The sequence below is a fragment of the Arthrobacter sp. 2MCAF14 genome, from assembly GCF_052115645.1.
Lineage (GTDB): Bacteria > Actinomycetota > Actinomycetes > Actinomycetales > Micrococcaceae > Arthrobacter.
The window spans coordinates 1-24,781 of record NZ_JBFRHB010000013.1 but is presented as its reverse complement, the minus strand read 5'-3'; the positions used below and the strand labels follow the sequence as shown (position 1 = coordinate 24,781).

18 protein-coding genes are annotated in these 24,781 nt (G+C 64.1%); 6 read left to right on the top strand and 12 right to left on the bottom strand.

Annotation, left to right across the window (positions count from 1 at the left end):
- Positions 1–59: 59 nt before the first annotated feature.
- Both AB4074_RS10900 and AB4074_RS10895 read right to left on the bottom strand, forming a co-directional pair.
- Positions 60–2,381, bottom strand: a complete 2,322-nt coding sequence (locus AB4074_RS10900; RefSeq protein WP_441413393.1) for a hypothetical protein — start codon at positions 2,379–2,381, stop codon at positions 60–62.
- Positions 2,382–2,693: 312 nt separating this feature from the next.
- Positions 2,694–3,113 (bottom strand): hypothetical protein, encoded by a 420-nt coding sequence (locus tag AB4074_RS10895; protein ID WP_441413392.1) that lies wholly within the window; start codon positions 3,111–3,113, stop codon positions 2,694–2,696.
- A 298-nt stretch (positions 3,114–3,411) separates the two neighbouring features.
- Between AB4074_RS10895 and AB4074_RS10890 the strand changes: the two genes are divergently transcribed.
- Complete coding sequence (locus AB4074_RS10890) at positions 3,412–4,992, top strand: phosphodiester glycosidase family protein (RefSeq protein WP_441413391.1); 1,581 nt, start codon at positions 3,412–3,414, stop codon at positions 4,990–4,992.
- Positions 4,993–5,013: 21 nt separating this feature from the next.
- Here the strand turns inward: AB4074_RS10890 and AB4074_RS10885 are convergent, their stop codons facing one another.
- Positions 5,014–5,985 carry a magnesium transporter CorA family protein gene (locus AB4074_RS10885; protein ID WP_345450865.1) on the bottom strand — a complete coding sequence of 324 codons (972 nt, stop codon included), beginning with the start codon at positions 5,983–5,985 and terminating at the stop codon, positions 5,014–5,016.
- A gap of 145 nt (positions 5,986–6,130) precedes the next feature.
- On the opposite strand from AB4074_RS10885, the gene AB4074_RS10880 reads away from it, so the two are divergent.
- Both AB4074_RS10880 and AB4074_RS10875 read left to right on the top strand, forming a co-directional pair.
- Positions 6,131–6,307, top strand: coding sequence for a CsbD family protein (locus AB4074_RS10880; RefSeq protein WP_441413390.1), 177 nt, complete (start codon positions 6,131–6,133; stop codon positions 6,305–6,307).
- Between the two features lie 173 nt (positions 6,308–6,480).
- Positions 6,481–11,319, top strand: coding sequence for an NAD-glutamate dehydrogenase (locus AB4074_RS10875; RefSeq protein ID WP_441413389.1), 4,839 nt, complete (start codon positions 6,481–6,483; stop codon positions 11,317–11,319).
- A gap of 12 nt (positions 11,320–11,331) precedes the next feature.
- On the opposite strand, the gene AB4074_RS10870 is transcribed toward AB4074_RS10875, so the two are convergent.
- The 4 genes from AB4074_RS10870 to AB4074_RS10855 form a co-directional block, all read right to left on the bottom strand.
- Positions 11,332–12,924 carry an AMP-binding protein gene (locus AB4074_RS10870; RefSeq protein ID WP_441413388.1) on the bottom strand — a complete coding sequence of 531 codons (1,593 nt, stop codon included), beginning with the start codon at positions 12,922–12,924 and terminating at the stop codon, positions 11,332–11,334.
- A gap of 122 nt (positions 12,925–13,046) precedes the next feature.
- A complete protein-coding gene (locus AB4074_RS10865) occupies positions 13,047–13,403 on the bottom strand; it encodes a YegP family protein (protein WP_441413387.1) in 357 nt (118 codons plus the stop codon).
- A 195-nt stretch (positions 13,404–13,598) separates the two neighbouring features.
- The gene (locus AB4074_RS10860) at positions 13,599–14,462 is read right to left on the bottom strand and encodes an HNH endonuclease (RefSeq protein ID WP_441413386.1); all 864 of its coding nucleotides are present in this window, start codon (positions 14,460–14,462) and stop codon (positions 13,599–13,601) included.
- A gap of 28 nt (positions 14,463–14,490) precedes the next feature.
- Positions 14,491–14,955, bottom strand: a complete 465-nt coding sequence (locus AB4074_RS10855; RefSeq protein WP_345450832.1) for a GatB/YqeY domain-containing protein — start codon at positions 14,953–14,955, stop codon at positions 14,491–14,493.
- Positions 14,956–15,126: 171 nt separating this feature from the next.
- Here AB4074_RS10855 and AB4074_RS10850 point away from each other — a divergent pair, with 171 nt between their 5' ends.
- Positions 15,127–17,622, top strand: coding sequence for an ATP-dependent Clp protease ATP-binding subunit (locus AB4074_RS10850; RefSeq protein ID WP_441413385.1), 2,496 nt, complete (start codon positions 15,127–15,129; stop codon positions 17,620–17,622).
- Positions 17,623–17,675: 53 nt separating this feature from the next.
- On the opposite strand, the gene AB4074_RS10845 is transcribed toward AB4074_RS10850, so the two are convergent.
- The 4 genes from AB4074_RS10845 to AB4074_RS10830 form a co-directional block, all read right to left on the bottom strand.
- Complete coding sequence (locus AB4074_RS10845; protein ID WP_441413384.1) at positions 17,676–18,551, bottom strand: SDR family oxidoreductase; 876 nt, start codon at positions 18,549–18,551, stop codon at positions 17,676–17,678.
- Positions 18,552–19,004, bottom strand: a complete 453-nt coding sequence (locus AB4074_RS10840) for an SRPBCC family protein (protein ID WP_437770188.1) — start codon at positions 19,002–19,004, stop codon at positions 18,552–18,554. It lies immediately after the preceding gene.
- 158 nt (positions 19,005–19,162) lie between these two features.
- Entirely contained in the window at positions 19,163–21,280 is a 2,118-nt protein-coding gene (locus AB4074_RS10835) for an ABC transporter permease subunit (protein WP_441413383.1), read from the bottom strand.
- 8 nt (positions 21,281–21,288) lie between these two features.
- Positions 21,289–22,509 (bottom strand): sugar ABC transporter substrate-binding protein, encoded by a 1,221-nt coding sequence (locus AB4074_RS10830; protein ID WP_441413382.1) that lies wholly within the window; start codon positions 22,507–22,509, stop codon positions 21,289–21,291.
- Positions 22,510–22,904: 395 nt separating this feature from the next.
- Here AB4074_RS10830 and AB4074_RS10825 point away from each other — a divergent pair, with 395 nt between their 5' ends.
- A complete protein-coding gene (locus AB4074_RS10825; RefSeq protein ID WP_441413381.1) occupies positions 22,905–23,267 on the top strand; it encodes an SPW repeat protein in 363 nt (120 codons plus the stop codon).
- A 111-nt stretch (positions 23,268–23,378) separates the two neighbouring features.
- On the opposite strand, the gene AB4074_RS10820 is transcribed toward AB4074_RS10825, so the two are convergent.
- A complete protein-coding gene (locus AB4074_RS10820) occupies positions 23,379–24,434 on the bottom strand; it encodes a zinc-dependent alcohol dehydrogenase family protein (protein ID WP_441413380.1) in 1,056 nt (351 codons plus the stop codon).
- 141 nt (positions 24,435–24,575) lie between these two features.
- Here AB4074_RS10820 and AB4074_RS10815 point away from each other — a divergent pair.
- The coding region (locus AB4074_RS10815; RefSeq protein ID WP_441413379.1) for a LacI family DNA-binding transcriptional regulator at positions 24,576–24,781 on the top strand (206 nt) is incomplete at its 3' end.

Genomic DNA, 24,781 nt, shown 5'->3' with positions numbered 1-24,781 from the left:
GTGATCAGCATGGGTGGCTGGATCCGGGTGCCCCGCGTCAATCTGACAGCTAGGTGCTTCTAGTCAGCATGTTCGTCCGCTTGGATGTTGTCCGTCTCAACTCCGCGGTTGTCGAAGCGTGTGCGGTACAACAGCCCTGCTCCTCCGAGGAGAGCCAGTGCGAAGGCGGTGCCGCCCGCGATCAGCAGCGGCATGTTCGGCCCGGCTTCGCGTGCGGTGCCGGGGGTGGGCGCGAATCCGGTGTTGACCATCAGGGCTGGCTTGTTTGGTGTAACTGTGACGGCTTCGGGGAAGGCGATGACAGTTTCGTTCTTCTCGCCGCAGTTGCCCTTATGCAGCTGCGCGGTGAACGGTTCCTTGCCCTCGCCCTTATCGATCGTCAGCTTAAGTTCCTCGACGTATCCGTAGGTGCCTTTGTGGGCGATGGTGTGGCTCGGGTAGGTGATTTCACCGGCACCGGTCACGTCCTGGTCCGGGGAGGACCAGGACGGGTTGGCGCAGACGGCCTGGGCGGAGCCGTCGGTCGAGTCGTCAAACTTGTACTGGTTCACTTTGGTGGTGACTTTGATGCCGGTGCCGGAAGGGATGGTGCCCGAGACTATTCCGATGTCGTGGGCCACGAGCGGCACGGTGCCGTTCTCGGAGGCTTTGGTGATGATCGAAGGTTTCTTGACCGGGACGGTTTCGTTGGGCAGCAGTTCCTTGCCGTCCCACGCCTTGGTGGACTCGGTACCGTCGATCTTCTCGGAGAAGTACAGATTGGCATTCAGGCCTTTGGACCATTTCTCGGCGACGATTTTCTCCCATGGAACCTCGACGGCCGCGGTCTTGAATTCGCCGTTCCCGGTGACCTTCGTGGTGACGGTACCGATGACGTCGGCATCAGCAGGAACGGTGTCGGTGCCGCCGGCAATCGGGGCAGCGGAGGTCAGAACCAGATCCGTGGTCACGGAGAGTTCCTTGCCGGGCTCGTTGCCGGTCACGGTGATGATGTCGTAGATCTTGCCGTTTTCAATGGCCGATGCCTTGGTCGCCACCGCCGGCTGGTACTTCTGGATGGTCTCCTCATGAGGATCATTGAAGCCAGCGGTCCAGTCAGCACGGAAGTACTGCTGCAGCTCGGCGGGCTGGGCCCCCTTTAAGATGCGGGCCACAGGGTAGTAATAGCCGGCCCTGTCCGCGTTTTTGTCAGCGGTCACCTTCACGTCACCGGGTCCCGTTGCGGTGCCGGTTCCGGAGGCAACCCTCACGACTGCAGCCGGGATCTGGGCGGTCGGGGCGAGTCTGACCGGGCTGTAATACCAGTCGACGTCGAAGCGGGCCGGCACGTTGCCGCCGTTCACGAAAGCCCAGTCATTGGTGTTTCCCGTGGATGTGTTCACGTGCAGGACGTCCACCAGGGGCTGGCCACCCTCCACAAACCGGCCGGCGGTCGAGGTCGCTTCGGGTTGGAAATCGAAGATCACCTTGGCGTCGGCTGACGTTCCCGCGACGGGTTGAGCCCCGCCGGCAACGAGAAGGTTCTGGAAGCCGGGCACCGAATACGTGGTAGCCGACGACCCGGGTGCGTCGATCGTCAGCGTCATGGACACCGTTCCGTTTCCGGTAGCCGCGAAGCCGAGCTGATCTCCGGTATGGAGGTTGACTGCCTGGGAGTTCGTTCCTGCCCAAACGGCGGGGCCGTTCAGGATGGCGCGGGCCGAGAACCCGACCAGCTTGTTCCCGGCTGCGGAAACCAGTTCCGTCGAGGTGACCGTGCCGCCGCGACCGTTCGCGTCCATCGAGAGCTTAGGTTGCGTGGAATACGGACCGGAATTGGCTTGGGCGTCGGCGAGCATCGCCGCCGCCTGGGCACGGACACCGGGCAGTTGCGGATCCGATGAGTCCCGGAGGTTAGGGTAGGGAGCCCCGTTGCCGTTCCACGGCACGTTGAACCTCGGATCCGCGAGCTCGTGCGCCAAGTACGCCAAGGCGGCGTGGTTAGCAGGGTCACCCTGATACTTCTGGATCGCGTAATTAAGCTGCGGGTTTCCTAGGGAGCCCACCGCTCCGGATCCGGCCGGTCCGGCCGGGATCCCGACGTCGAAGCAGAAAGCCGTGGGACCACCGGCGGCACCGTTCAGGTTCAGGGATCCCAGCCACATCGACCAATCTCCAAACGCCCGCGGCGGCGGAGCCTGGACGGTGATGCCCGATCGGTGCATGCCCGGCAGGTCAGTTGCGGCGTGCGCCGCAGGCGCCGCCAGGATGCCACCGGTCCCGATAGCGGAGAGGGCCAGGGCGCCGGCGGCTGCCAAGGCACCGGTCTTGGCGAACGCCGACCAGCCCTTTGTCTGTCCCGGCGCGTTGCCCGCGTCTCGTTCGAATCTTCCTTGAGTCACTTACGTCCCTTTCTCTTCAACCGCGCCCATACACGCGATGACCACACTTCGGGTGGTCCTGTGTGTAGAGAGCCGGACAAAACGCAATCCGAGAGAAGGGTGTAGTTTTCGACTGTCGGGGCTTGAAAGGGGGCATTCTCAGCGGCTTCGACTGTCAAAAATTTGACAGTTGAATCGCTCGCTTTGCGACGAACATCTTTCATTGCCCGGGCGGTCCGAAAGGCGTGGGAAGCGATCACCATCCGTATCTTGGGCTGCGGCTGCGTTCTGGCTGCAGCGCCGCGTCGATGTCCGGGCGGGGTTGCGGCGACGTCAGGTTCTTGCTTGCGCCCGGGGGTGTTGGCAAAGGCCGGGGATGGCGAAGCCGACCCTCCCATGACCGGTTGCTTCGATAAGACCCGCGGCCAAGAGCCGCGCTCGGTAGTTTGCGACAACGTTGGTCCTCGCTCCAAGGCGGTGGCCAATGTCTGCCGCGTTGGAGGATTCGTTGTCTTCGGCCATGGCGAGCAGGAAGTCCAGGTCTTTCGGGGAGGCCGTGGCCAGGGCTGCCTCAATCACGGTCCGGCCATGGCGGCGCTGTGCCGCGTCAATCGCATGCCCAACTTCGATTTCGGTGAGTGTTCCGCCAATGTTTTCGGCTTCACGCCAAAGGGAGTAGCCGAAGGGGGAGTTGTGTCCATTAGCCAGCAGTCGCCTGACGAGCCATACGACGTATCGCAAGTTGCCAGTCATGAGTCGTATCCTGACGAGGCGGTGCCAAACGATGTTTCCTTGGAATCCGGTTGGTCAAGCCGGGTTCCCAAGTCGTCCGTCGGGATGTGGCGGAACCGGGAATTCTGGCCCTTGGTCGCAACTCGGCCGGCAAGTGAACGTGGCATGAAGGTTCGGTCAATAGGTTTTGCGAAACCCGAAAACCGGCCCGGGCGACCGTCTGGTCTCTATACGGTGGACGCATGAAAGCCTCCCTCAACGTCGTAGTGCCCTCACTGGCGGGCTCGTTCTGGCCGTCTTTTCAGCGCTCCTCAGCCCTGTGGGCCCCACCCATGCGGACGATGTCCGGACAAGTGGCAAGAGCACTGATCAGGGTGCCCACCTCAACCTTGGCGCCGCTGACCTTCCCGAGAACCGGACGGTGACAACCCTTGCGCCCGGCGTCACACTCACCAAAATCAGCCGGGGTGGAGCTGACTCCTCGCTCTTCTGGACGGCCGAAGTAGCCATCCCCTCTGACTCGCCGGATCCGGATGCTCCGGCGTCGGCGCTCTCAAGCCAGGCCACTGCGCAGCGCACTGCCGACAAGCTGAAGGCCGCCGGCGTCGATGCCCGCGTTGAACATGTCCAGTCGCCGCAGCTTGCCGACGCCGGCGGCGACTTGGGTTACCGGGTCCGCGCCGGCCATTTTGCCGCTCAGGCGGACGGCGCCTCCGTCGTCGCGAAGATCAAAGCCGCTGGTTTCGCGTCCTCAGTGATCTACACCGGTTGGGACGGCGACTCCGAAACCAGCACGACGACGCGCGGACCGTGGAATCTTGACGTCATCACGATCGACCCTGGGACGTACCAAGGCCAGCTCGCCGCCTCCTTCGGCCCGGACCTGGAGAAGCGGGAGACGACCAGCCAGCTGTCATCGGACGCCCACGCCCTCGCCGCTGTGAATGCAGGCTTCTTCGTCTTCGACCCGAAGGCCGGTGCTGAAGGCGACCCCGCCGGCGTTGGTGTGTACGGAGGCAAGATTCTCAGCGAATCCGTGGCGGACCGCCCGGCCCTCGTCATTGACGGAAAGAAGAACGCCAGCAATATCCAGCGGCTCACCTGGTCAGGGAAAATCTCGGCCCCTTCCGGAGAAGCGACTTTGGACGGTATCGACCGGGTGCCGGGCCTGATCCGCAACTGCGGCGGCGCCAGTGACCTGCCTACCTCAGGCCCGCTCCAGGACGTCACTTGCACGAACTCCAACGAGCTCGTCACGTTCACTCCGGAATTCGGGCCGACCACGCCCACGGGCCCGGGCCTTGAAGTGATGGTGGACAGCCACGACACTGTCACATCCATCGCCGAAACCCGTGGCGGGGCCGTCCCTGCGGGCGGACACACCATCCAGGCCACTGGAACCGACGTCGCACGGCTCCGCGCACTCGCTCCCGTGGGCGCGAAGCTGAAGATCGACGCCGGATTGCTCGGCGAGGACGGGAAGCCCCTGCACACCAACAAGGCCACAAGCGTCGTCAACGGCGGACCCTTGCTCGTGAAGGACGGCAGCGCGGACGTCACTGCCGGGCATGACGGCATGGTGCATCCCAACGATGGAAACAGCTTCTACTACGGCTGGGTCCACAAGCGGAACCCCCGGACCTTCGCCGGGGCCGATGCCCAGGGCAGGACCATGCTTGTCACCGCGGACGGACGCTCAACTTCCTCGCTGGGACTGAGCCTCAAGGAAGAGGCTGACGTCGCGGTGTCACTCGGCATGGTCCAGGCCATGAACCTCGACGGCGGCGGCTCAACAACCGCCGTTGCCGATGGGAAAGTCCAGAACAGCCCGTCGGGCGGTTCGGAACGCGCGATCGGAGATGCGCTCTTGGTGCTTCCGGCCCGAAGGGGCGAGCAGTAGGACGGAAGACCTCCAAGGGAGCTAGATCCAGTCCCGCTTCTTGAAGGCGAGGTACAGGAAGATTGAACCGCCGGCCATGAGAGCGCAGGACAACCAGAGGCCGTAATCGCTCTGGAATCCGAAAAATGGCACATTCTGCCCGAAGAAGCCGGTCACGGCAGTGGGGACGGCGATGATTGCGGCCCAGCTGGTGACCTTCTTCATGACCAGGTTCATCTGGTTCCCCTGGATGCTGATGTGGGTTTCCAGGATGGTCGTGACTAGGTCGCGGAGCGATTCCGTCCACTCCGAGGCACGCAGCACATGGTCGTAGACGTCCTGCAGGAAGGGCTGCATCGCCGGGCTGCAGCCGACCAGGTCTTCCCGCCGGAGGAGCGTGTTGAGGACTTCACGCATGGGCAGGACGACGCGGCGGAGCCGGACGAGGTTCTTGCGGAGCTCGAAGGTCTTACGCTGCAGGTCATGATCGGGGGAGTGGTCGTCGAAAAGCGACTCTTCGAGGGCGTCGATGTAGCCATCGAGTTCTTGGACGGCGTCGAAGTGCCCGTCGACGATCATGTCCAGCAGGCCCCAGAAGAGGAACGGCACTCCGTGTTGGGCCAGGTCGGTTTCCGAGTCCCAGTGCGCCGTCAGTTCGTCGGTGTCGAACTCGGGCCCGTGCACCGTCACCAGGGCGTTATGGGTTACGAATGCCGAGATCTCGACGACGGCCAGTTCGCCGGTGCCAGGCTTTAGCGCCGCCTGGTAAGCCGAAAGGAACAGGTGGTTCGGGTATCGGTCCAGTTTGGGCCGCTGAAAATCGTGGACGGCGTCCTCGACGGCGAGTCGGTGAAGCCCGTACACGGTTTCGACGCCGAGCAGGTCATCCGCCGTCGGGTTCGTGTAGTCGATCCACAGCACCACGTCATCCTGGCGGGCCAGGGCTTCGATCTCGTGGGCCCTGACATCGTCACGTTCGAGTTTGCCTTCGCGGTATAGCCGTATGAACACCATCCGCCCCATGGTACGGGACGCGTATCCGCGCTTCCTGAGCGGCAAGGCTTCACTCCGGGACCTGCCTTTGCCATAGTTCCGTACTTACAATTTAAGTGCGGCCTCGCGGTGTCCCGCCGCGGGCCGCCGACTAAGGAGAGCCATTATGGGTTGGGGTGAGAGGTTCCATCACGCTGCCGGGAAACTCCACGGCAAGGCCACGGAAGCGGCCGGCGAGGCCACCGGCAATGACCGGCTGAAGGCTGAGGGCAAGTCCCGTCAGCTCAGGGCCGATCTGAAGCTGGCAGGCGAAAAGATTAAGGGCGCCTTCAGGAAGCACTAGTCCGCAGACGCCGATAGCAGGGCGCGGGCCATGCGGCCCGCGCCCGCGTGGTGTCCTGATACTTTTTTGCAGCACTGGACGGGGTCGGTGCGGCCAGCCATGATGAAGGAGGCGCGGGGGCTGGATCGTCAACCCCAGTTTGCGAGTGGCACCCGCAGTGGAGGCGCGCTGACATGACACGCGAATCGGTGCCGGCGGGGGAGGCGAAATCACCGGGTTCCCTTGAACCCAGCGAAACTTTCCTGGCCGAATACTACTCCCAGGTGCCCCCGGAGGATCTGCGGAGCCACAGTCCTGAGACGCTCCGGGCGCGGGCCGGGCACCATCTGAAAGTGGCGTCGTCGCGCGCGCCCGGGCAGGCCGCGGTCGGTATCCTGACCGAACTAGATGCCAGCGTTGTCGCAGTGGTGACGGACGACATCCCCTATCTGGTCCACTCCGTCACGGCGGAGCTCACCCGCGGCGACACATCGATCAACCTGCTTGTTCATCCGGCCTTTCGGGTGCTTCGGGACCCGGTGTCTCACCAGCTATTGGAAGTCTGCCTTGGAATTTCCGCGGCGGGCGCTTCGGGAGGGACCCCGCCGGAGGCCGGGGAAACCGAGGTCTGGATCGCTGCGGAAATCGGCAGGCTGCCGGATGCGGCGGCCGCAAAGGAACTAACGGAAAACCTGCAGAGGGTGCTGGATGATGTTCGGGTTGCCGCCGACGACGCGGCCGCTATCCATGGGAAGGTCGCCGAAGCAGCCGCCTCCGTGGACGGATTCCTGCGCGCCGCGGTGCCGGCACCGGAACAGCTGCGTGACTTGCTCCTCTGGCTTGACGACGGCAACTTCCTGTTTCTCGGTTACTCCGAATTTGAGCTCACGAGGGCGGGCGGCCAGGAGGTACTTGCGGAGCGGCAAGGCTCCGCGCTCGGTCTGTTGAGGCGGCCGCAGGGGGACGCCGCCGGAAGCACCGGGCCGGGCGTACCAAATATCCGCCGGTCCCAAGCACTCACGTTTGCCACCTCGGAGCTCCGGTCCACGGTCCTGAGGCGCTCGTACCTGGACGAAGTGCGCCTGCAAGTGTTCGATGAGGCCGGCCGGGCCACCGGCGAACGGCGCTTCTTGGGGTTGTTCACGCCCGGCGCCGCGCACCAGTCGGTCCTGCGGATTCCGGTACTCCGGGAGAAAGTCCAGGCCGTCAGCGAAAGACTGGGGGTTACGCCCCGATCCCACCAGGCCAAGGAACTCATGGCTGTCCTGGACACCATGCCGAGGGATGAGCTGTTCCACATCGAAGCGGATGAGCTCGCGCGCCTGACGGACGAAATTCTTCGGGCGGAGGTGCAGCAGCGGATCCGCGTGTTCCTTCGTCCGGACAGCTTTGGACGGTTCGTGTCGGCGCTCGTCTTCTTCCCGCGCCGCCGCTACAGCACGGCGGTGCGGCTGTTGATGGAAGAAGAACTCAGGCGGGCGTTCAAGGCGGACTCTGTCGATTTCGAGGTCCGCCTGACCGAGTCACCCATGGCCCGGGTGTTCTTCCGGATCCATGGTGATGCAGCGCCGGACGCGCCGGCGTCAAGTACCGCCGTCGTCGAACCTGCCCAACTGGAGCGGCGCCTGATCGCTGCTACGCGCTCCTGGTCGGACGGGCTCGATGATGCGATCCGTGACCGCTTCCCGGCGTCGGAGGCCGCAAGGCTCACCGGCCTCTGGTCGGAAGCATTTCCCCCCAGTTATCGCGCGGTCTACGACGTGGAAGCCGCGGTCGGAGACATCATCAATTTCGAGACGTTCGATCTGGACGGTACAGGCGGCAGACCATACGGGGACCCGCTGCTCACGGTCTACGTCAGGAAGGGCGCCTCGAGCACCCTCGTGGAGGACGCCCGGATCCGCCTTTACCTGACAAAGCCCAGGAGCCTCACGCAGATCCTGCCGTTCCTGCACAACCTCGGGCTCGAAGTACTGGACCAACGGCCTTTCGAACTTCGGCGCGGTACCGGCCAGGACCTGTTTCTCTACGACCTCGGCGTGAAGTATCCCGACGGCGTCGACCCTGCGGAAACCAGCGGCCTGCTCGCGGACGCTTTTACGGCCGCCATGCGGGGGGACATCGAATCGGACCGGATCGATGCGCTCGTTATCCGGGAACGGCTTGCATGGCGGCAATCCGTAATCCTGAGAAGCTACGCGAAGTACCTCCAGCAACTGGGGACAACCAACTCGTACGGATTCATCGCGGACACCCTGATCAGCAACGTGCGGGCAACGCGCGCGCTCCTGGCTCTGTTCCAAGCGAAGTTCGATCCAGGACCGGACGAGTCTGACCGCGACCGGAAAACTGCTGACGCGAAGAAAGAGTTGACGGCCGCCATCGACGACATTCCGGTCCTCGACGCGGACCGTCTGCTGCGGACCTTCATGAACCTTGTGGAAGCCACAACGCGGACCAACTACTTCCTGGACAAGGCCCACCTGAGCTTCAAACTCAATCCTGCAGCCATCGCCGGTGCCCCGTTTCCGCGGCCCAAGTACGAGTTGTGGGTCTACTCGCCGCGGGTGGAAGGCGTCCACCTGCGCTTCGGGGACTTGGCGCGCGGGGGTTTGCGGTGGTCAGACCGAAGCGAGGATTTCCGGACCGAGGTCCTGGGACTGGTCAAGGCACAAAACGTGAAGAACTCCGTCATTGTCCCAACAGGGGCAAAAGGAGGCTTCTATCCCAAGCGATTGCCGGACCCGGTCATGGACCGCGAGGCCTGGCTCGCTGAGGGCCTGGAGTGCTACCGGATCTTCGTCAACGGCATGCTGGACCTCACGGACAATTTGCTCGCCTCAGGGCAGGGAGAATCGGTGGTGCCCCCGGACCGTGTGGTGCGACATGACGGCGATGACTATTATTTGGTGGTTGCCGCCGACAAGGGAACAGCGTCATTTTCAGACGCAGCCAATTCCGTGGCCCGGGAATACGGCTTTTGGCTCGGCGACGCGTTCGCTTCCGGAGGATCCGTGGGATACGACCATAAGCAGATGGGCATCACGGCCCGTGGCGCCTGGGAATCCGCGAAACACCACTTCAGCGAGCTCGGCGTGGATTCACAGCGCGAGGACTTCACTGTTGCCGGCATCGGAGACATGAGCGGCGACGTGTTCGGAAACGCGATGCTGCTCTCACCGCACATCCGTCTGGTGGCCGCCTTCGACCATCGGGACATCTTTCTTGACCCGAGCCCCGACGCGGCAACGTCCTTCGAAGAACGCAAGCGCCTCTTCGGCCTTCCCCGTTCCTCCTGGGCCGACTACGACCCCTCGCTGATCAGCGAAGGCGGGGGTGTCCACTCCCGCCGGGCCAAAGCCATCGGGATTACGGAGCAGGTCCGGACCGCCCTCGGCCTGGAACCGGGAACCGTATCCCTGCCACCGCACGCCCTGATGCAGGCCATTCTCCGGGCGCCCGTGGACCTGCTCTATAACGGTGGCATCGGAACGTACGTCAAAGCCTCCACCGAGGACCAAACGCAGGTGGGTGACAAAGCCAACGACCCCATCAGGGTCAATGGCAACGAGCTGAGGGCCCGGACCGTGGCGGAGGGCGGGAACCTGGGCTTCACGCAGAGCGGCCGGATAGAGGCGGCCCTCGCCGGCGTCCTCCTCAACACGGATGCGATAGACAATTCGGCCGGCGTGGACTGTTCGGACCACGAGGTCAACATCAAGATCTTCATCGACCGGATGATTGCGGCTCGGAAGATGGGGCCTGAGGAACGTACGGGCTTCCTGCATTCCCTGACCGATGAGGTAAGCCGCCTGGTCTTGGCAAACAACATGGACCAGAACGTCCTCCTCTTCAACGACCGGCACCAGGCACTCGAGCTGAGCCCCGGCTTTGAGCGGATCATGGACTGGCTCGAGAACGCCGCGGACTTGGACCGCGGCTTGGAGGGGCTGCCGAGCACGGAACAAATCCAGGACCGGCTGCGGGTAGGCACAGGGTTGACCTCGCCCGAACTGTCGGTGCTTGCCGCCTACGCGAAGATCGAATTGGCCGGGGAGCTCACTGCCAGCAACCTCGCCGACGATCCCTGGTTCAAGCGGGTCCTCCGAGGCTATTTCCCTCATCAGCTCTCGGAGCGCTTTGATGCTGAGCTGGACTCCCATCCGCTGCGTCGGCAGATTATCTGCACCGTGGTCGCCAACGACATGATTAACCTTGGGGGGATCACGTTCGCCTTCCGCGCCATCGAGGAAACCACGGCCACCGCCGCGGCCGTGGCCAGGGCCTTCGTTGTTGTCCGCGAGGCTTATGAGCTGCAGCGGTTCGTGGACAGGATCGCCAGCCTGCCTCCCGGGTTTCCCAGCGAACACGCGGCCTCGGTGGCCCTTCCACTGCGCAGGCTCCTAGACCGGGCTGTCCGGTGGTACGTGACCCACGATCATCGGGACCAGCCCATCAACGAAGTCCTGAAGCGGATCGGACCGACCCTGGACTTGCTGCGGACCCGGACCACGGAATTTCTGCGCGGCTCGGACCTTGACCGCGCCGAGCAGCGCCTGGCGCACTGGAATGACGTCGGGATGCCGGGTGACCTCGGGCGGCGCGCCTCCGATTTGCTGGAGAGCTTCTCGCTCCTGGACATCTCGCTTGTAGCGGAGCAGGTGGATGAACCCCTCACCACCATCGCCGACATGTACCACACGGTCATTCACTGGATCGGCGTGGGAACGCTGTTGCTGCGCATCACTGACCTGCCGCGTCAAAGCCGGTGGGACGCGCTGGCCCGCGCAGCCCTAAGGGACGACGCCTATTCCGCCGTCGTCGACATCACCATTTCCGTCATGCAGACGACCCGGGAGAGCGGGGCCTCCGGTGCCTCTGCCGTGGAACGCATTGTGGAATGGGAGAGCGGACGCCAGGAGCAACTGGGAAGGATCAAGGACGCGTTCGTGGAGGTCACCAAACCCGGGCAGGTGGACCTCGCTTCGATCTCCGTGGCCCTGAAACTCCTGCGAACGCTGGCGAAGGGTTAGTCGCGGACTATCCTAGGCCCTCGCGCGCAGCTCCCGCCGGAGGATCTTTCCCGACGCCGACTTGGGAATCACATCGACGAACTCCACCGATCGCACGCGCTTGAACGGCGCCACCCGCCCGGCGACGAACTCCAGGACATCGCCGTCCCCGAGCTCGGCCCCCGCCTGCCGGACGACGAACGCCTTCGGTACCTCTTCGCCGTCGTCCGCGTGGATGCCGATGACCGCGGCATCCGCGATCAGGGGGTGGGTGAGCAGGAGGGCTTCGAGCTCGGCCGGCGCAATCTGATAGCCCTTGTACTTGATCAGCTCTTTGAGCCGGTCGACGATCGTCACGACGCCGTCGGCAGTGACGGTCGCGATGTCACCGGTACGGAGGAAGCCATCCGGATCAATCGTCGCGGCGGTTGCGTCGGGCCGGTTCAGGTAGCCGAGCATGACTTGAGGGCCGCGGACAAGGAGCTGCCCGGGAGCGCTAGGTCCTTCGGCCGGGACTTCGATCTCTTCGTCCGTTGCCGGGTCGAGGAGCTTGCACTCCGTGTTCGGCACGGTGTAGCCCACAGAGTCGAGCGGGACGCGCTCGGCGCCGTCACGCGGAATGGCGTGGGACACGGGACTCAGCTCGGTCATTCCGTAGCCCTGGAGCATCGTGCACCCGAGCCGCTTCGCAACAGCGTGCCCCAGTTCGCCGTCGAGGGGCGCCGCACCCGAAAGCACGGCGCGCACGGACGAGAGGTCGAATTGGTCCACCAACGGATGCTTCGCGAGCGCGACGGCGATGGGCGGCGCGATGAAGAGGTACGTGCAGCGGTGGTCCTGCGTGATCCGGAGGAACTCGGCGAGGTCGAACTTCGGCATTGTGACGAGCCGGGCCCGCTCGCCGAGGGCGAGATTGAGCAGCACTGTCAGGCCGTAGGCGTGGAAGAAGGGCAGGACGGCGAGCAGCACGTCGTCGGGAGTCACACGGAAAAAGGCACGCGACTGTGCGACGTTCGCCACGAGGTTGTACTGGCTCAACAGAACACCCTTAGGCGTGCCGCTCGTGCCGGAGGAATAGGGCACGACGGCGGCGGCGTGCGGATCGACGCTGAGAGTCGGTGCGGGAAGACCGGCTTCAAGCACGTCCGCTAGCGACGGATGCCCCGCGGCGGCAGCGAGCTCGCCGCCGTCGAGCACCACGAGGCGTTCTGCGGGGATCCCGGCAAGCAGCGCCGCGGCCTCCGCCCGCTCAAGGAAGGGCGAGATGGTGAAGAGCCAGGAGGCGCCAGCATCGCTGAGCTGGCTTCCGACTTCATCGGCCGTAAACAGCGCGTTGACCGTGGTGACGGCGGCGCCCGCGCGGAGGACCCCGTGGAACACGACGGCGAACGCCGGCACGTTGGGGCAGAAAAGGCCCAAGGTAGTCCCCGGGCCTGCCTTGTGGCTCGCGAGCCAGCCTGCGGTGGCGTCGATTCGGCTGACGAGTTGCCGGTAGCTCATTTCCGCGCCCGACGTGCCGTCCACGAGCGCGATCCTGTCAAGGTCCTCGACGCCCAGCCCACCGAACAGGTACTCATAAATCGTGACTTCGGGGATCTCGACATCAGCGTACGGGCTGGTGAACATTGCGGCTCCTTCGGCGCACGACGGCGGGAGTCGCCGTCGTGCGTCCATTACAACCGGCGGCGCGGGGCCGGGACAAGGGCCGCAGCGGTCGGATGTCCTCGCGCTTTAGGTCTACGCCTCAACTAAACCGGTGCAGGATGGTCGACCAGGGCGGGAGTATGCCAGGACCGGGTGCGCTCTCTTTGGGGGAGGGGACTATGGTGCCGCGGCGGGGAGGGAAGCGGCGGCACCGCTGAAGGACTGGTTTGCCTCACAACGGGAGCCTGTGGAGTGGGCGCTGGTCCGCGAAGTGGGACTTCGGGGCAGAGATCGGTGATCAGGCCCATTCCTGCATATTCGCGGACGTCACTGATGCCGCACACCGCGGCGCGCTTGTCCGGAAAGGACTTGGAGACGGCTACCACTGTTCCGTCCGGCGCCTTGAGCCTGAATCTGAAGCTCGTGTCCTCGTCGATGAAGAGTTCAAACATCCCGGTCATGCGTATCCTCCTGAACAGCGGGCGACGCGTGACGCCCGGTAGGTCTCGCCGGGACCGGGCCGCGACGTTGCGCCCCGGTCATTCTGCCGGCAAATGGATCATCTGACTCACAGTGCGTGGTGCTCGCCACACGGTGTAGTTAACCAAAATACGGGGAAGAACCCTGGCTGGCTAGTGCGGAGGACGGCCCTGTGGTCACCGTTGCTCGAGGATCCGGTGCGCGGCGTCCTGGGCGGCCAATGCCCTGTCGTCGACGATTTGGCCGGGCAAATGCCCGGCGGCGGCGATGGCCCGGCGCAATTCCGCCACTGTGCGAGGCGTACCCACGCCCCTGTGTACCATCGCGTGGCAGTTGGCACACAGCGGCACAAGGTCCGCTATGGGATCCAGCCGGTAGTCGCTGCCAAGCTGTGAAACGGGAACCACGTGGTGGATGTGGATGAAGTCCTTGCCGATGTCCCCGTAGCTTACTTCGAAGGAGAAAGTGCATGCGGCACAAGACGTCCCGTGGAAAGCCAGGCAGATCCGGCGGGCTTCAGGATCCCGCTCGTAGCGGTTCGTTTCAATCCTGCTGACGGCTCCTTCAGGGTAGGTCCCTGGAACAATCTGGCACGGCTCAGAGACCCCTGGCCCGTGCTCCTGCCACATGTGCTGAAGGCCAGGTTCTGATTCCGGCGGAATGAACCGTCCCGAACCACGGAAGGTATTCCAGGCCACGTCCGGCACTTCCCTGGAGAGGACACTCGACGGGATCTGGCCGCCGAGGGGGAGCAGGGCATCGAAGGCCACGCTTACGTACCGCGCCATGCTCTTGGGTTCGGTGCGTTGTGGCGCTTCATAGCTTTCGGACATGACGACGCCGTGTCCGATCAGCCCCCGTCCGTGAGCGCCCCCGCCTTGCAGGAGAAGCCATGCCTGGTTGCCTGGCTGGATCTTCCGGTGTTGCCCGACGTTCCACCGCTCCAGGAATTGACCTGTTTCGGCGACCTGCTCGATTACAGCCTCGTAGTTCCAGTCGTTCCCAAGCCGTGGATTCCATCCCAGGATGATGGCTGCCATGGCTGCTCCTCCCTGCGTGCCGGTGAATCTATGCGAGTCGGGTCCGGACGATTTCGCTGACCGCCTTGCCGTCAAAGCGGCCGGCGACCTTTGCTGTGACGGGCTTCATCACGGCGCCCATCTGCCTGATCGTAAGCTCCTGGCCACTGGCCTTCAACGCGGCGATTGCCTCGTCGACGATGTCTTCGACTTCCGCGGGCGTCAACATTTTGGGCAGGTAGGCCTCAATGACTTCCGCTTCGGCGATTTCCGCCGCAGCGCGCTCGGCCTCGCCGGCATCCGTGTAAATGCGGGCCGTGTCCCTACGCTTGGCGGCTTCCTTTTGCAGCAGCGCCGTCACCTGCGTGTCGTCCAGCTCGATGGGTGTCTTGCCGGACTTTTCACGCGTCTCTATTTCGCCCAGGACGTTGCGGACCGTCGTGAGCGCGGTCTTGTTGCGGTCCTTCATGTGGACTACGACGTCGGCATGCAGGCGTTGCTTCAGGGTGCTCATGGTAATTCCCTCTACTTGGCGGTTGTTCTCATTCTTCACGGTCTGGACAGTCTGTGGAGAAGAGCCGTGCGGCCGGCCGGCCCTCTATCCAAAATTCTGCCTCCGGTGATCCCCCAAGAAGGCCCTCAGCGACGTAGCATCAAGGTAGGCGGCTGCCAGGAGTGTGGCGAAATGTTTGAGAGATTTACGGACCGTGCCCGTCGCGTTGTTGTGCTTGCCCAAGAAGAGGCACGCATGCTCAACCATAACTACATTGGCACCGAGCACATCCTTTTGGGTCTGATCCAGGAAGGTGAGGGGGTTGCCGCCAAGGCGCTCGAGTCGATGAGCATTTCGCTCGATGGCGTCCGCGAGCAGGTACAGGAGATCATCGGCCAGGGGCGGCAGGCCCCGTCCGGCCACATCCCGTTCACCCCGCGCGCGAAGAAGGTGCTTGAGCTCGCCCTCCGGGAAGCCCTGCAGCTTGGCCACAACTACATCGGTACCGAGCACATCCTGCTCGGCCTCATCCGCGAGGGTGAAGGCGTTGCCGCGCAGGTCCTGGTCAAGCTTGGTGCCGACCTCGGCCGGGTCCGCCAGCAGGTCATCCACTTGCTCTCCGGCTATGAGGGCAAGGACCCCAGTGGAATGGTCGCCGGACCAAGCCAGGCCGAGGTTGCGCCCGCCGGTTCGGTGGTGTTGGACCAGTTCGGCCGCAACCTCACCCAGGCCGCGCGGGAAAACAAGCTTGATCCCGTGATCGGCCGCGCGCTGGAGATGGAACGCGTCATGCAGGTCCTCTCCCGCCGGACCAAGAACAACCCCGTGCTGATCGGTGAGCCCGGCGTCGGCAAGACTGCCGTCGTCGAGGGCCTTGCCCAGGCGATCGTCCGGGGCAACGTGCCGGAGAGCCTGAAGGACAAGCAGCTCTACACGCTCGATTTGGGCTCAGTGGTGGCCGGTTCCCGCTACCGTGGTGACTTCGAAGAGCGCCTGAAGAAGGTGCTGAAGGAAATCCGGACCCGCGGCGACATCATCCTCTTCATCGACGAGATCCACACGCTCGTGGGTGCCGGCGCTGCCGAGGGTGCCATCGATGCCGCGTCCATCCTCAAGCCGTTGCTGGCCCGTGGTGAACTCCAGACCATTGGTGCCACCACCTTGGACGAGTACCGCAAGCACATTGAGAAGGACGCCGCCTTGGAGCGGCGCTTCCAGCCGATCCAGGTCCAGGAACCGTCGGTGGCCGACACCGTAGAGATCCTCAAGGGCCTGCGTGACCGCTACGAGGCGCACCACCGGGTGACCATCACCGACGGCGCACTGGCGGCCGCGGCGAGCCTCTCGGAGCGGTACGTTTCGGACCGCTTCCTGCCGGACAAGGCGATCGACCTGATCGACGAAGCGGGTGCACGGCTTCGCATCCGCCGCATGACCCGTCCGCCGGAGCTGAAAGCGATGGATGCACGCATCGCAGAGGTGAAGATGGAGAAGGAATCCGCCATCGACGCCCAGGACTTCGAGGGCGCGGCGTCGCTGCGCATAAAGGAGCAGAAACTTGTCGCCGAGCGCAGGGAAAGGGAGCTCAGATGGAAGGCCGGCGGCACGGACGGCAACGCCGAGGTCGACGAGGAGCTGATTGCCGAGGTTCTCGCGAATTCCACAGGCATCCCGGTCTTCAAACTCACCGAGGAAGAATCCAGCCGCCTGCTCAAGATGGAGGAGGAGTTGCACAAGCGCGTTATTGGCCAGAATGAGGCGATTAATTCAGTGTCGCGTGCGATCCGCCGCACACGCGCAGGCCTGAAGGACCCCAAGCGTCCGGGTGGTTCGTTCATCTTCGCCGGCCCCACGGGTGTCGGCAAAACCGAGCTCGCCAAGGCCCTGGCGGAATTCCTCTTTGCCGATGAGGATGCCCTCATCACGCTGGACATGTCCGAATATTCGGAAAAGCACACCGTGTCCCGCCTCTTCGGTGCCCCTCCGGGCTACGTCGGCTACGACGAGGGTGGCCAGTTGACGGAGAAGGTCCGCCGTCGTCCGTTCTCCGTGGTGCTTTTCGACGAGGTGGAGAAGGCCCATGCCGATCTCTTCAACTCGTTGCTCCAGATCATGGAGGACGGCCGCTTGACGGATAGCCATGGCCGGGTGGTGGACTTCAAGAACACGGTGATCATCATGACCACCAACCTGGGCACCCGTGACATCTCCAAGAGCGTGGCCACCGGCTTCCAGTCCGGCACGGACACCACCACCAGTTACAACCGGATGCGGGCCCGGGTCACCGAGGAGCTCAAGCAGCAATTCCGTCCCGAGTTTCTCAACCGCGTCGACGACGTCATTGTCTTCCCGCAGCTCACGCAGGACGAGATCATCGAGATCGTCGACCTGATGATCCGTCGTTTGGAACAGCATTTGGCCGATAAGGACATGGGCATCGAACTCACGGACGCCGCCAAGGTCCTCCTGGCCACCCGCGGCTACAACCCGGCCATGGGTGCCCGGCCGCTGCGCCGCACCATCCAGCGCGAGATCGAGGACCAGCTCTCCGAGAAGATCCTCTTCGGCGAGCTCCACCCGGGTGACATCGTGGTGGTCGATGTGGACGGCGAGGGCGACGAGGCCAAGTTCACCTTCGCCGGCAACGCCAAGCCCCGCATCCCCGACGCGCTGCCCGCCGTGGGCTAACCCGAGTCAACGCGGGTCAACGGGCGGCCCGACCGCCCGCCGTCGGGCATTGCTTAGTCAAGCTTGTGCCCGAGGCTGGTGAGCAGGCGCGCGACGGCGTCCTCCGCGGTTGGCGGCGGGCCGAAGACTTCGCGTTGTCGTGACGTATCGGCGACGTAGCGGCCGGTCCCGAACCAGTCGATCATCGCCCTAAGGTCCTTCGCCATCGGATTGAGCGGGTTCATCGGGGTGAGGACGAGCTCAATCTGTCGGCCGAGCATTCGGGCAGAGATATCGGCGATGTCCTGCATGCTTACCGGCCGGTCCCAACCGATGTCGATACGCTGCCCCTCTACTCCGCTCGCGTCGACTGCTGCCGCAAGGTATCCGGCGAGGTCGCTGGCAAGCAGGTAGGTCAAGGGAACGCTCGAAGACCCGAACCACGTAAGCCGCCCCTCGATGAAAGGGTCGCCGAATCGCGCGATCTGCTCAAGGAAAGCGCCCGGACGCAGCGCCACGAACGGGACCCCGAGTTCTTCCAATCGGTCCTCGGTCAGTTTCTTGTGCCAGAAGTGCGGAACCTCCGGGGTCTGATCGCAAGTGAGGATGCTCGTGAGGACGAATCGGCGAATACCGGCGCGGCTGGCGGCATCGACGAGGTTGGTGTTGCCCACCGTGTCGATGACGGGGCTGTCGCCCTCCCGATGGTGGGTGTATCCCGCCGCTGAGGTGATCACAGCGTCAACGCTGTCCATGGCGCTCACAAGCGACTCCGGGTCCATCATGTCGCCTCGGGCGATCGTGGCCCCTAGCTGCTCGAGGCGGCTCGCGTCCGAACCCGGCCGCACCAAGGCGCGGACTTGCTTTCCCTCCGCCAGCAGCCTCGACACCACCTGGCTGCCCAGCATCCCGGTGCCGCCGACCACAAGCACTCGTCCGAGGTCTGTCATTTACTCCTCCACCTCACCGCGCCATCCTCCGGTTTCGTTTCCACGCGACTCGATGAACTCCTTGAATTTCTTCAAGTCCGCCTTCACCTGCATCTCGTCAATCTGGAGTGCTGCTCCGGCCTTCTCCATGACGGTTTCGGGCTCCCATTCGAAATGGACTTTGACGTGCGTGTGGTTCGCGTCCAGCGGGGAAAACCTAATGATGCCGGCGTGCGACTTGCCGTCAATACTGCGCCAGGCAATCCGGTCGTCGGGTTCTTGGTCGACTATCTCCGTATCGAATGCCAGTTCCACACCCCCTACCTTCGTGACCCAATGGTTGGTCGTGTCGCTCAACTGGGTTACGGATTCCACCCCGGACATGAATCGGGGAAAGGACTCAAACTGCGTCCACTGGTTGTAAGCCGTACGGACAGGGACGGCCACGTCAATCGTTTCTTCAACCTTCCGCATCTTTCCTCCTCGCTCGGAACTGCGTGAACTGGCCGGAGGGATTGCCCCTGGGACCGTCCCTCCGGGAAGCCAGTCACTCTTGAACGTTAAGCCTGCTGATTATCCAAGTCCAGACGGGCCAGGTAGCTGCTTCCGTGCCCGCCCATTCCACAAGCCGGTTACGTCCGGGAGCGCCCGCGGCGTGCGACGGCGTCGATCGTCACGGCCGCGACGAGAACCAGCGCCGTGACGACGTACTTGGCCGGTGCGCTGTAGCCCTGCAGGCCCATGCCGTTATCTATTGTGGCGATCACGAGCCCGCCCAGGACGCCGTGCAGCACCTTGCCGCGGCCGCCAAACAAGCTGGTTCCGCCGATCACCGCGGCCGCCACGGCATAAAGCACAAGCGTTCCGCCGTCGTACGACGTCGAGACGGAACGGAGCCGCGACGCGTAGACGATTCCGCCGATTCCGGCGGTGAAGGAAGCGAGGATGAAGGCCAGGGTGCGAATGCGGGCAAGGTTCACGCCTCCCCGCCGCGCGGCCTCGGCGTTGCCGCCAATGGCGTAGACGTAACGGCCAAACCGGGTTCGCCCAAGCAGCAGTGTCCATGCGGCGAGGACGCCGAGCACGACGAGAAGCACCCACGGCACGCCGCTGATTTCGACCAGAGTGCCGCGGTCCGTATTGCAGAGCCACACGATGGCAACACCCGCGGCGAGCACCGCTGCGATCTTCAGGCCGCTCACGCTGGCGGGCGGCGCGACGAGTCCCGTGTTGCGCCGGCGGGCGTCCCGCAGCCACGTCCACGTGCTGAACGCGACGACGACGACGAGCATAAGGATCCAGCTGGTGACCGGGCTGAGGTTGCCGCTCGCGATGTTGTTGATGACGTTGTCGTTGATGGGAACCACGCCGCCGCTGCCGAGGATGATGAGCATCACGCCAAGCCAGCCGAGCTGGCCGCCAAGGGTCACGACGAACGACGGCAGTCCGAGGCGGGTGATGATCGTGCCATGAAGCAAGCCGATCCCCGCGCAACCAAGCAGGCCGACGGCGATCGCCGCCCACCAAGGCCAGCCGGTGGACTCCTGGACGAGTTCGGCCATGATGACGCCGCCCACACCACCGACGTACCCGATGGATAAGTCGATTTCGCCCAGGAGGAGCACGAAGACCTGGCCCATTGCCAGCAGCATGAAAACGGAACCCTGGATGAGCAGGTTCACCATGTTGCCGGGAGTCAGGAAGTTCGGGTTCAGCGATTGGAACAGCACAGAGATGAGCAACAGGCCCGCGAGAACCGGCAGCACGCCGCTCTCGCCGCCCCGGACCCGTGCCAGGGCCGCCCGGAAGTATTCGGGCAGCGACGTGGCGGTGATGTCCGGGTTCAACGCCAATGCGGCCTTCCGCTTGGCGGCCGCCGTGGTCGGCTCGTCAGTGAGCGCGGCTGCCACGGAGGGGAGCGGACCCTTGGCTGCGGTGAGCGGGCGGTTCGACGGCGGTGGCGGCGCCAGTTCAGGCCTTGCCCGATCGGAGAACCCCGTGGTCATCAGGTCGACCACGATCTGGCGGTCCATCTCCGTGACAGGCCGGATGGCCACAAGCTGGCCGAGCCTGAGCACCGCGATGCGGTCTGCGACTTCGAACACGTCGTTCATGTTGTGCGAAACGACGATGACGGCGACGCCACGATCGGCGAGTTGGCGGATCAGGTGGAGGACGACCTCCGTCTGGGCGACGCCGAGGGCCGCGGTCGGCTCGTCCATGATGACAAGCTTCGAGTTCCACAGCACCGACTTCGCGATGGCCACGGACTGGCGTTGCCCTCCGGACAGTGACGCGACGGGTTGCCGGATCGACCGCACTGTGGTGACGGCCAGGCTCGCGAGTGTCTCCCGGGCCGCGATCTCCATGCTCTCCTCGTCGAGGAGTAGATGGCGCAGGCGTTCGCGGCCGAGGAACAAGTTCTGCACGATGTCGAGGTTGTCGCAGAGCGCGAGGTCCTGGTAGACGGTCTCGATTCCGAGCGCCGCGGCTTCGTGCGGCGAGTTCAACCGTACGGGCTGGTTCTCCCAAAACAGCTGCCCGTCGTCGGGGGTGTGAATGCCGGCGACGCATTTGATCAAGACCGATTTGCCCGCGCCGTTGTCGCCGGCAAGCGCAGTCACCTTGCCGATCGGCACCTCAAGGGTGATGTCGACCAGTGCTTGCACAGGCCCGAAGTTCTTGTCGATGCCCTCCAGTCGAAGCAGGGGCCCGACGTCGGCGGGGTCCGGGGTTGCCAACTCACTCATCGTTTGGACTACTGGATACCTGCCGCGGTGCACGCGTCCTTAACTTGCGAGATGCACAGGGAAGAACTCGTCACAGCGCCGTCCTTGACGACGGTGTCCGCCATGTTCTTCGTGGTCACCCACAGCGGGGTCAGCAGGACCGATCCGACGTCGGACTTCGCGGTGTCGTCTGTAGTCTTGCCGTTGACGAGGGTTGACGGAACGGTCACGCCCGCCCGCAGGTAGAGTGCTGCCGCGGCGGCCGCCTGGGCCTCGAAGTAGATCGGCTTGTACACCGTTCCGCACTGGTAGCCCTTCAGGATGTTCTGCAGGCCGGACAATGACGCATCCTGTCCCGTGGTCGGGAAGGTTTTGGCGGGAATTTGCTTGCTCTGCAGGTAGGCGATCACAGCGTTGGCGTTGTCGTCGTTAGGCGTGACCACAGCGTTGATGTTCGGGTGGGCGGTGTACTGCTGGGCGAACGTCGTCTGTGCCACGGACGGTGTCCAGGTGCCGGCCGGCTCTCCGACGTTGACGTACTCGCCGTTGTCGAAGTGCGGCTTGAGTACCCCGTTATAACCTTCGGCGAACAGCTTCGCGTTGTTGTCGGTCGGATCGCCATCCATGACCAGGATGTTCGGCTTGGTGACTTTCCAGTCTGCGATGCACGTGATCTCGCCCTGGCCGATCAGCTGGCCAACCTTGACGTTGTCGAAGCTGACGTAGGTGCGATCCTTAGCCCCGCCTTTGACGAGCCGGTCATAGTCAATCACTTTGACGCCGCGCGCGCTGGCGGCCGCCTCGATGGCCGCGCCGGAGCCGGAGTCGAGGGCGTCGACAAGGAGTACTGACGCGCCGGCTGTGATGTCAGCCTCGGCCTGCGTCTGCATTGTGCTTGCGCTGCCCTGCGCATTGTCGATCTTGAACTTTGAGGAGTCGAGTCCAGCGGCTTCGAAGGCCTTCTTCAGGTAGGGGGCATCGAAGGTGACGTACCGCGCGGAAGTGGTGGTGTCCGGCAGAAGCACGCCGACCATCCCCTTGCCTTGTGATGCGAGGGACGTGAGCTGTTTCATCGCCGAGAAATCGGCCGTGAATGCATCCGCGGAGATCTGCGGTACCGCTCCTCCGGAACTCGTGGTGCTCGGCGTGGAAGATGTGCTGGTGCTCGAGCAGGCGGCGAGTGCCGTGATAGCGAGGGTTGCAATGAAGGCGGTTCCGGCGCTTCGTGCCGGGACCTTCATGGTTGACATTTCTTTCCTTCCATTGGTTTCGACTGCAAGCGACCTTGCGGGGTCGGGCCGGAACCTGGGCGTTGGCGCCGGACGCAGGTCCACGCCGGAGGCCACGGCGGTTCTCACCAACGGACGTCGATAAGTCAGCACTGGGCTGACTGTGACTTTACGACCAGCGACTCGATATCACGGGGTCCTCTCTGGACGGACGTGCCGGCGACGGCGGGCATGTTCGTCAATGTTGCTCTATGACTACGTTGTAGACCGGAAGTCCGCTCTTAGCAAGGCTTCGTGAGCGGCAGGATTCGACGACGGCGATGCTGGGAAGTAGCCGCGTTCGGATTTTGTTACACCAGTACCGGAGTACATGCTCGGTACCCCGGGATGCAGTTCACATCACAGAGGTGGGTTCAATGAAGAAATGGACGCGATGGCAGGATTGGGTCACGGTTGTCGCCGGTCTCTATGCTGCTCTGTCGGTCATCTGGACCACGGCGGCCGGCTCGTCGGCTGCCTTGATGGTCGTGTTCGGCGCTTTGCTGATCGTTAGCGGTGTCATCAATCTGGCCATGCCCGGAACGCCGGCTATGGAGTGGGTGCAGGCAGCTTTCGGTGCCTTGCTGTTCCTTTCTCCGTGGCTAGGCTCTTACGCCATGCAAGCGGGGGCAGCCTGGACATCCTGGATCGCTGGCCTCGTGGCGCTCGTCGTCACTGCGATGGCGATCAAGCCCAGCACCGAGGAACACCGGCATCACATGGTCAGCCCTTCGCACTGAAGCGCTGAACCCTGAGGTGCTGAAACGCTGAACAGCGGGAATACCGACCGGCGGGCCGTCATAGGACCCGCCGATCGCCGTCTTCAAAAATCCGAGGGCTCAGCCCTTGCCTCAGGGAGTGAGCAGGACCTTGATGGAGCGCCGTTCGTCCATGGCGCGGTAGGCCTCGGGGGCTTCCTCGAGCGGCATCACGGTGTCGAAGACCCGGCCCGGATTGATCTTTCCCTCGAGCACGTCGGCGAGCAGTTCCGGGATGTAGGTGCGAGCCGGAGCCATGCCGCCGGCAATCGAAATGTTCGTGTCGAACAAGTAGCGCAGCGGGGCTTCGGCTCCGCCTGTCGGGACACCAACAAAGCCGAGGGCGCCGCCCGGGCGGACACTGTGCAGTGCCTGTTCCATGGATTCCTTGGTCCCGACGCACTCCAGGACGGAGTCGGCCAAAACGCCTCCCAGCAACTCACGGACCTTGGCCACTCCATCGTCGCCACGCTCGGCGACGATGTCCGTGGCCCCGAACTCGAGGGCAATCGCCTGGCGGTCGGCGTGGCGGGACATCGCGATGATCCGCTCGGCTCCAAGCCGCTTCGCTGCAAGCACGCCGCAGAGCCCTACCGCGCCGTCGCCGACGACGACGACCGTCCTGCCGGGGCCGACCTTCGCCGCGAGGGCGGCGTGGTGGCCGGTCGCCATCACGTCGGAAAGCGTCAGCAAGCTCGCGCGGAGGGCGTCGTCGGGCTCCGTGACGCCGGGAACCTTGACGAGGGTCGACTCGGCGAGCGGTACGCGCACGGACTGGCCCTGGCCGCCGTCGATCGCGTGCCCGCTGTCATCTTTGCCGCCCCAACCTGCCAAATGATCGCAGGCAACGGTGACGCCGTTCAAGCATTGCGGGCAGGCGCCGCAGCTGACCAGGAAGGGAGCGATGACGAAGTCGCCGACCGCCAAGGCCGTGATGTCGTCGCCGATGCTTTCCACCGTGCCGATGAATTCGTGTCCAATGGCCGAAGGCTGGTGGGTGGGCTTGACCCCGCGGTACGGCCACAGATCCGATCCGCAGACGCAGGAGGCGGTGACTTTGACAACGACGTCGGTGGGCAGCTGGACCGTGGGGTAGTTACGGTCTTCAATACGGATGTCGCCGGGACCGTGGATGATGGTGGCGCGCATGGGGCTCCTCAAATGGTGGTTGGTGGGCTTGAATCGAGTCTATCCCCGCCGCGCCTATGGTCCTGTACTGACCGGTAGCTCAGCCCGGACTCGCAACGGCCACGTTCGTCGCTTGGCCTCCAAGTCGCGCAGAATAGCTCCATGACAAAAAGCAGCGGGCGCTTGCCACGGCTTGAGGACGTGGCGGAACGGGCGGGAGTCTCGCACCAGACCGTGTCCCGGGTGATCAACGACCACCCCAACGTCAGCAAGGGCACTCGTGAGCGTGTCGAGGCGGCCATCACCGAACTGGGATACCGGCGCAACACTGCTGCACGGAGCCTCGTGACCCGTCGCTCCCAGACCAT

What these genes read in the sequence shown, in the direction of transcription:
- AB4074_RS10850 (WP_441413385.1), top strand. Translation starts at nt 15,127, where the DNA reads ATGTTTGAGAGATTTACGGACCGTGCCCGTCGCGTTGTTGTGCTTGCC.
- AB4074_RS10825 (WP_441413381.1), top strand. Translation starts at nt 22,905, where the DNA reads ATGAAGAAATGGACGCGATGGCAGGATTGGGTCACGGTTGTCGCCGGT.
- AB4074_RS10875 (WP_441413389.1), top strand. Translation starts at nt 6,481, where the DNA reads ATGACACGCGAATCGGTGCCGGCGGGGGAGGCGAAATCACCGGGTTCC.
- AB4074_RS10820 (WP_441413380.1), bottom strand. Translation starts at nt 24,434, where the DNA reads ATGCGCGCCACCATCATCCACGGTCCCGGCGACATCCGTATTGAAGAC.
- AB4074_RS10855 (WP_345450832.1), bottom strand. Translation starts at nt 14,955, where the DNA reads ATGAGCACCCTGAAGCAACGCCTGCATGCCGACGTCGTAGTCCACATG.
- AB4074_RS10830 (WP_441413382.1), bottom strand. Translation starts at nt 22,509, where the DNA reads ATGTCAACCATGAAGGTCCCGGCACGAAGCGCCGGAACCGCCTTCATT.
- AB4074_RS10880 (WP_441413390.1), top strand. Translation starts at nt 6,131, where the DNA reads ATGGGTTGGGGTGAGAGGTTCCATCACGCTGCCGGGAAACTCCACGGC.
- AB4074_RS10860 (WP_441413386.1), bottom strand. Translation starts at nt 14,462, where the DNA reads ATGGCAGCCATCATCCTGGGATGGAATCCACGGCTTGGGAACGACTGG.
- AB4074_RS10840 (WP_437770188.1), bottom strand. Translation starts at nt 19,004, where the DNA reads ATGCGGAAGGTTGAAGAAACGATTGACGTGGCCGTCCCTGTCCGTACG.
- AB4074_RS10895 (WP_441413392.1), bottom strand. Translation starts at nt 3,113, where the DNA reads ATGACTGGCAACTTGCGATACGTCGTATGGCTCGTCAGGCGACTGCTG.
- AB4074_RS10870 (WP_441413388.1), bottom strand. Translation starts at nt 12,924, where the DNA reads ATGTTCACCAGCCCGTACGCTGATGTCGAGATCCCCGAAGTCACGATT.
- AB4074_RS10865 (WP_441413387.1), bottom strand. Translation starts at nt 13,403, where the DNA reads ATGACCGGGATGTTTGAACTCTTCATCGACGAGGACACGAGCTTCAGA.
- AB4074_RS10885 (WP_345450865.1), bottom strand. Translation starts at nt 5,985, where the DNA reads ATGGTGTTCATACGGCTATACCGCGAAGGCAAACTCGAACGTGACGAT.
- AB4074_RS10835 (WP_441413383.1), bottom strand. Translation starts at nt 21,280, where the DNA reads ATGAGTGAGTTGGCAACCCCGGACCCCGCCGACGTCGGGCCCCTGCTT.
- AB4074_RS10845 (WP_441413384.1), bottom strand. Translation starts at nt 18,551, where the DNA reads ATGACAGACCTCGGACGAGTGCTTGTGGTCGGCGGCACCGGGATGCTG.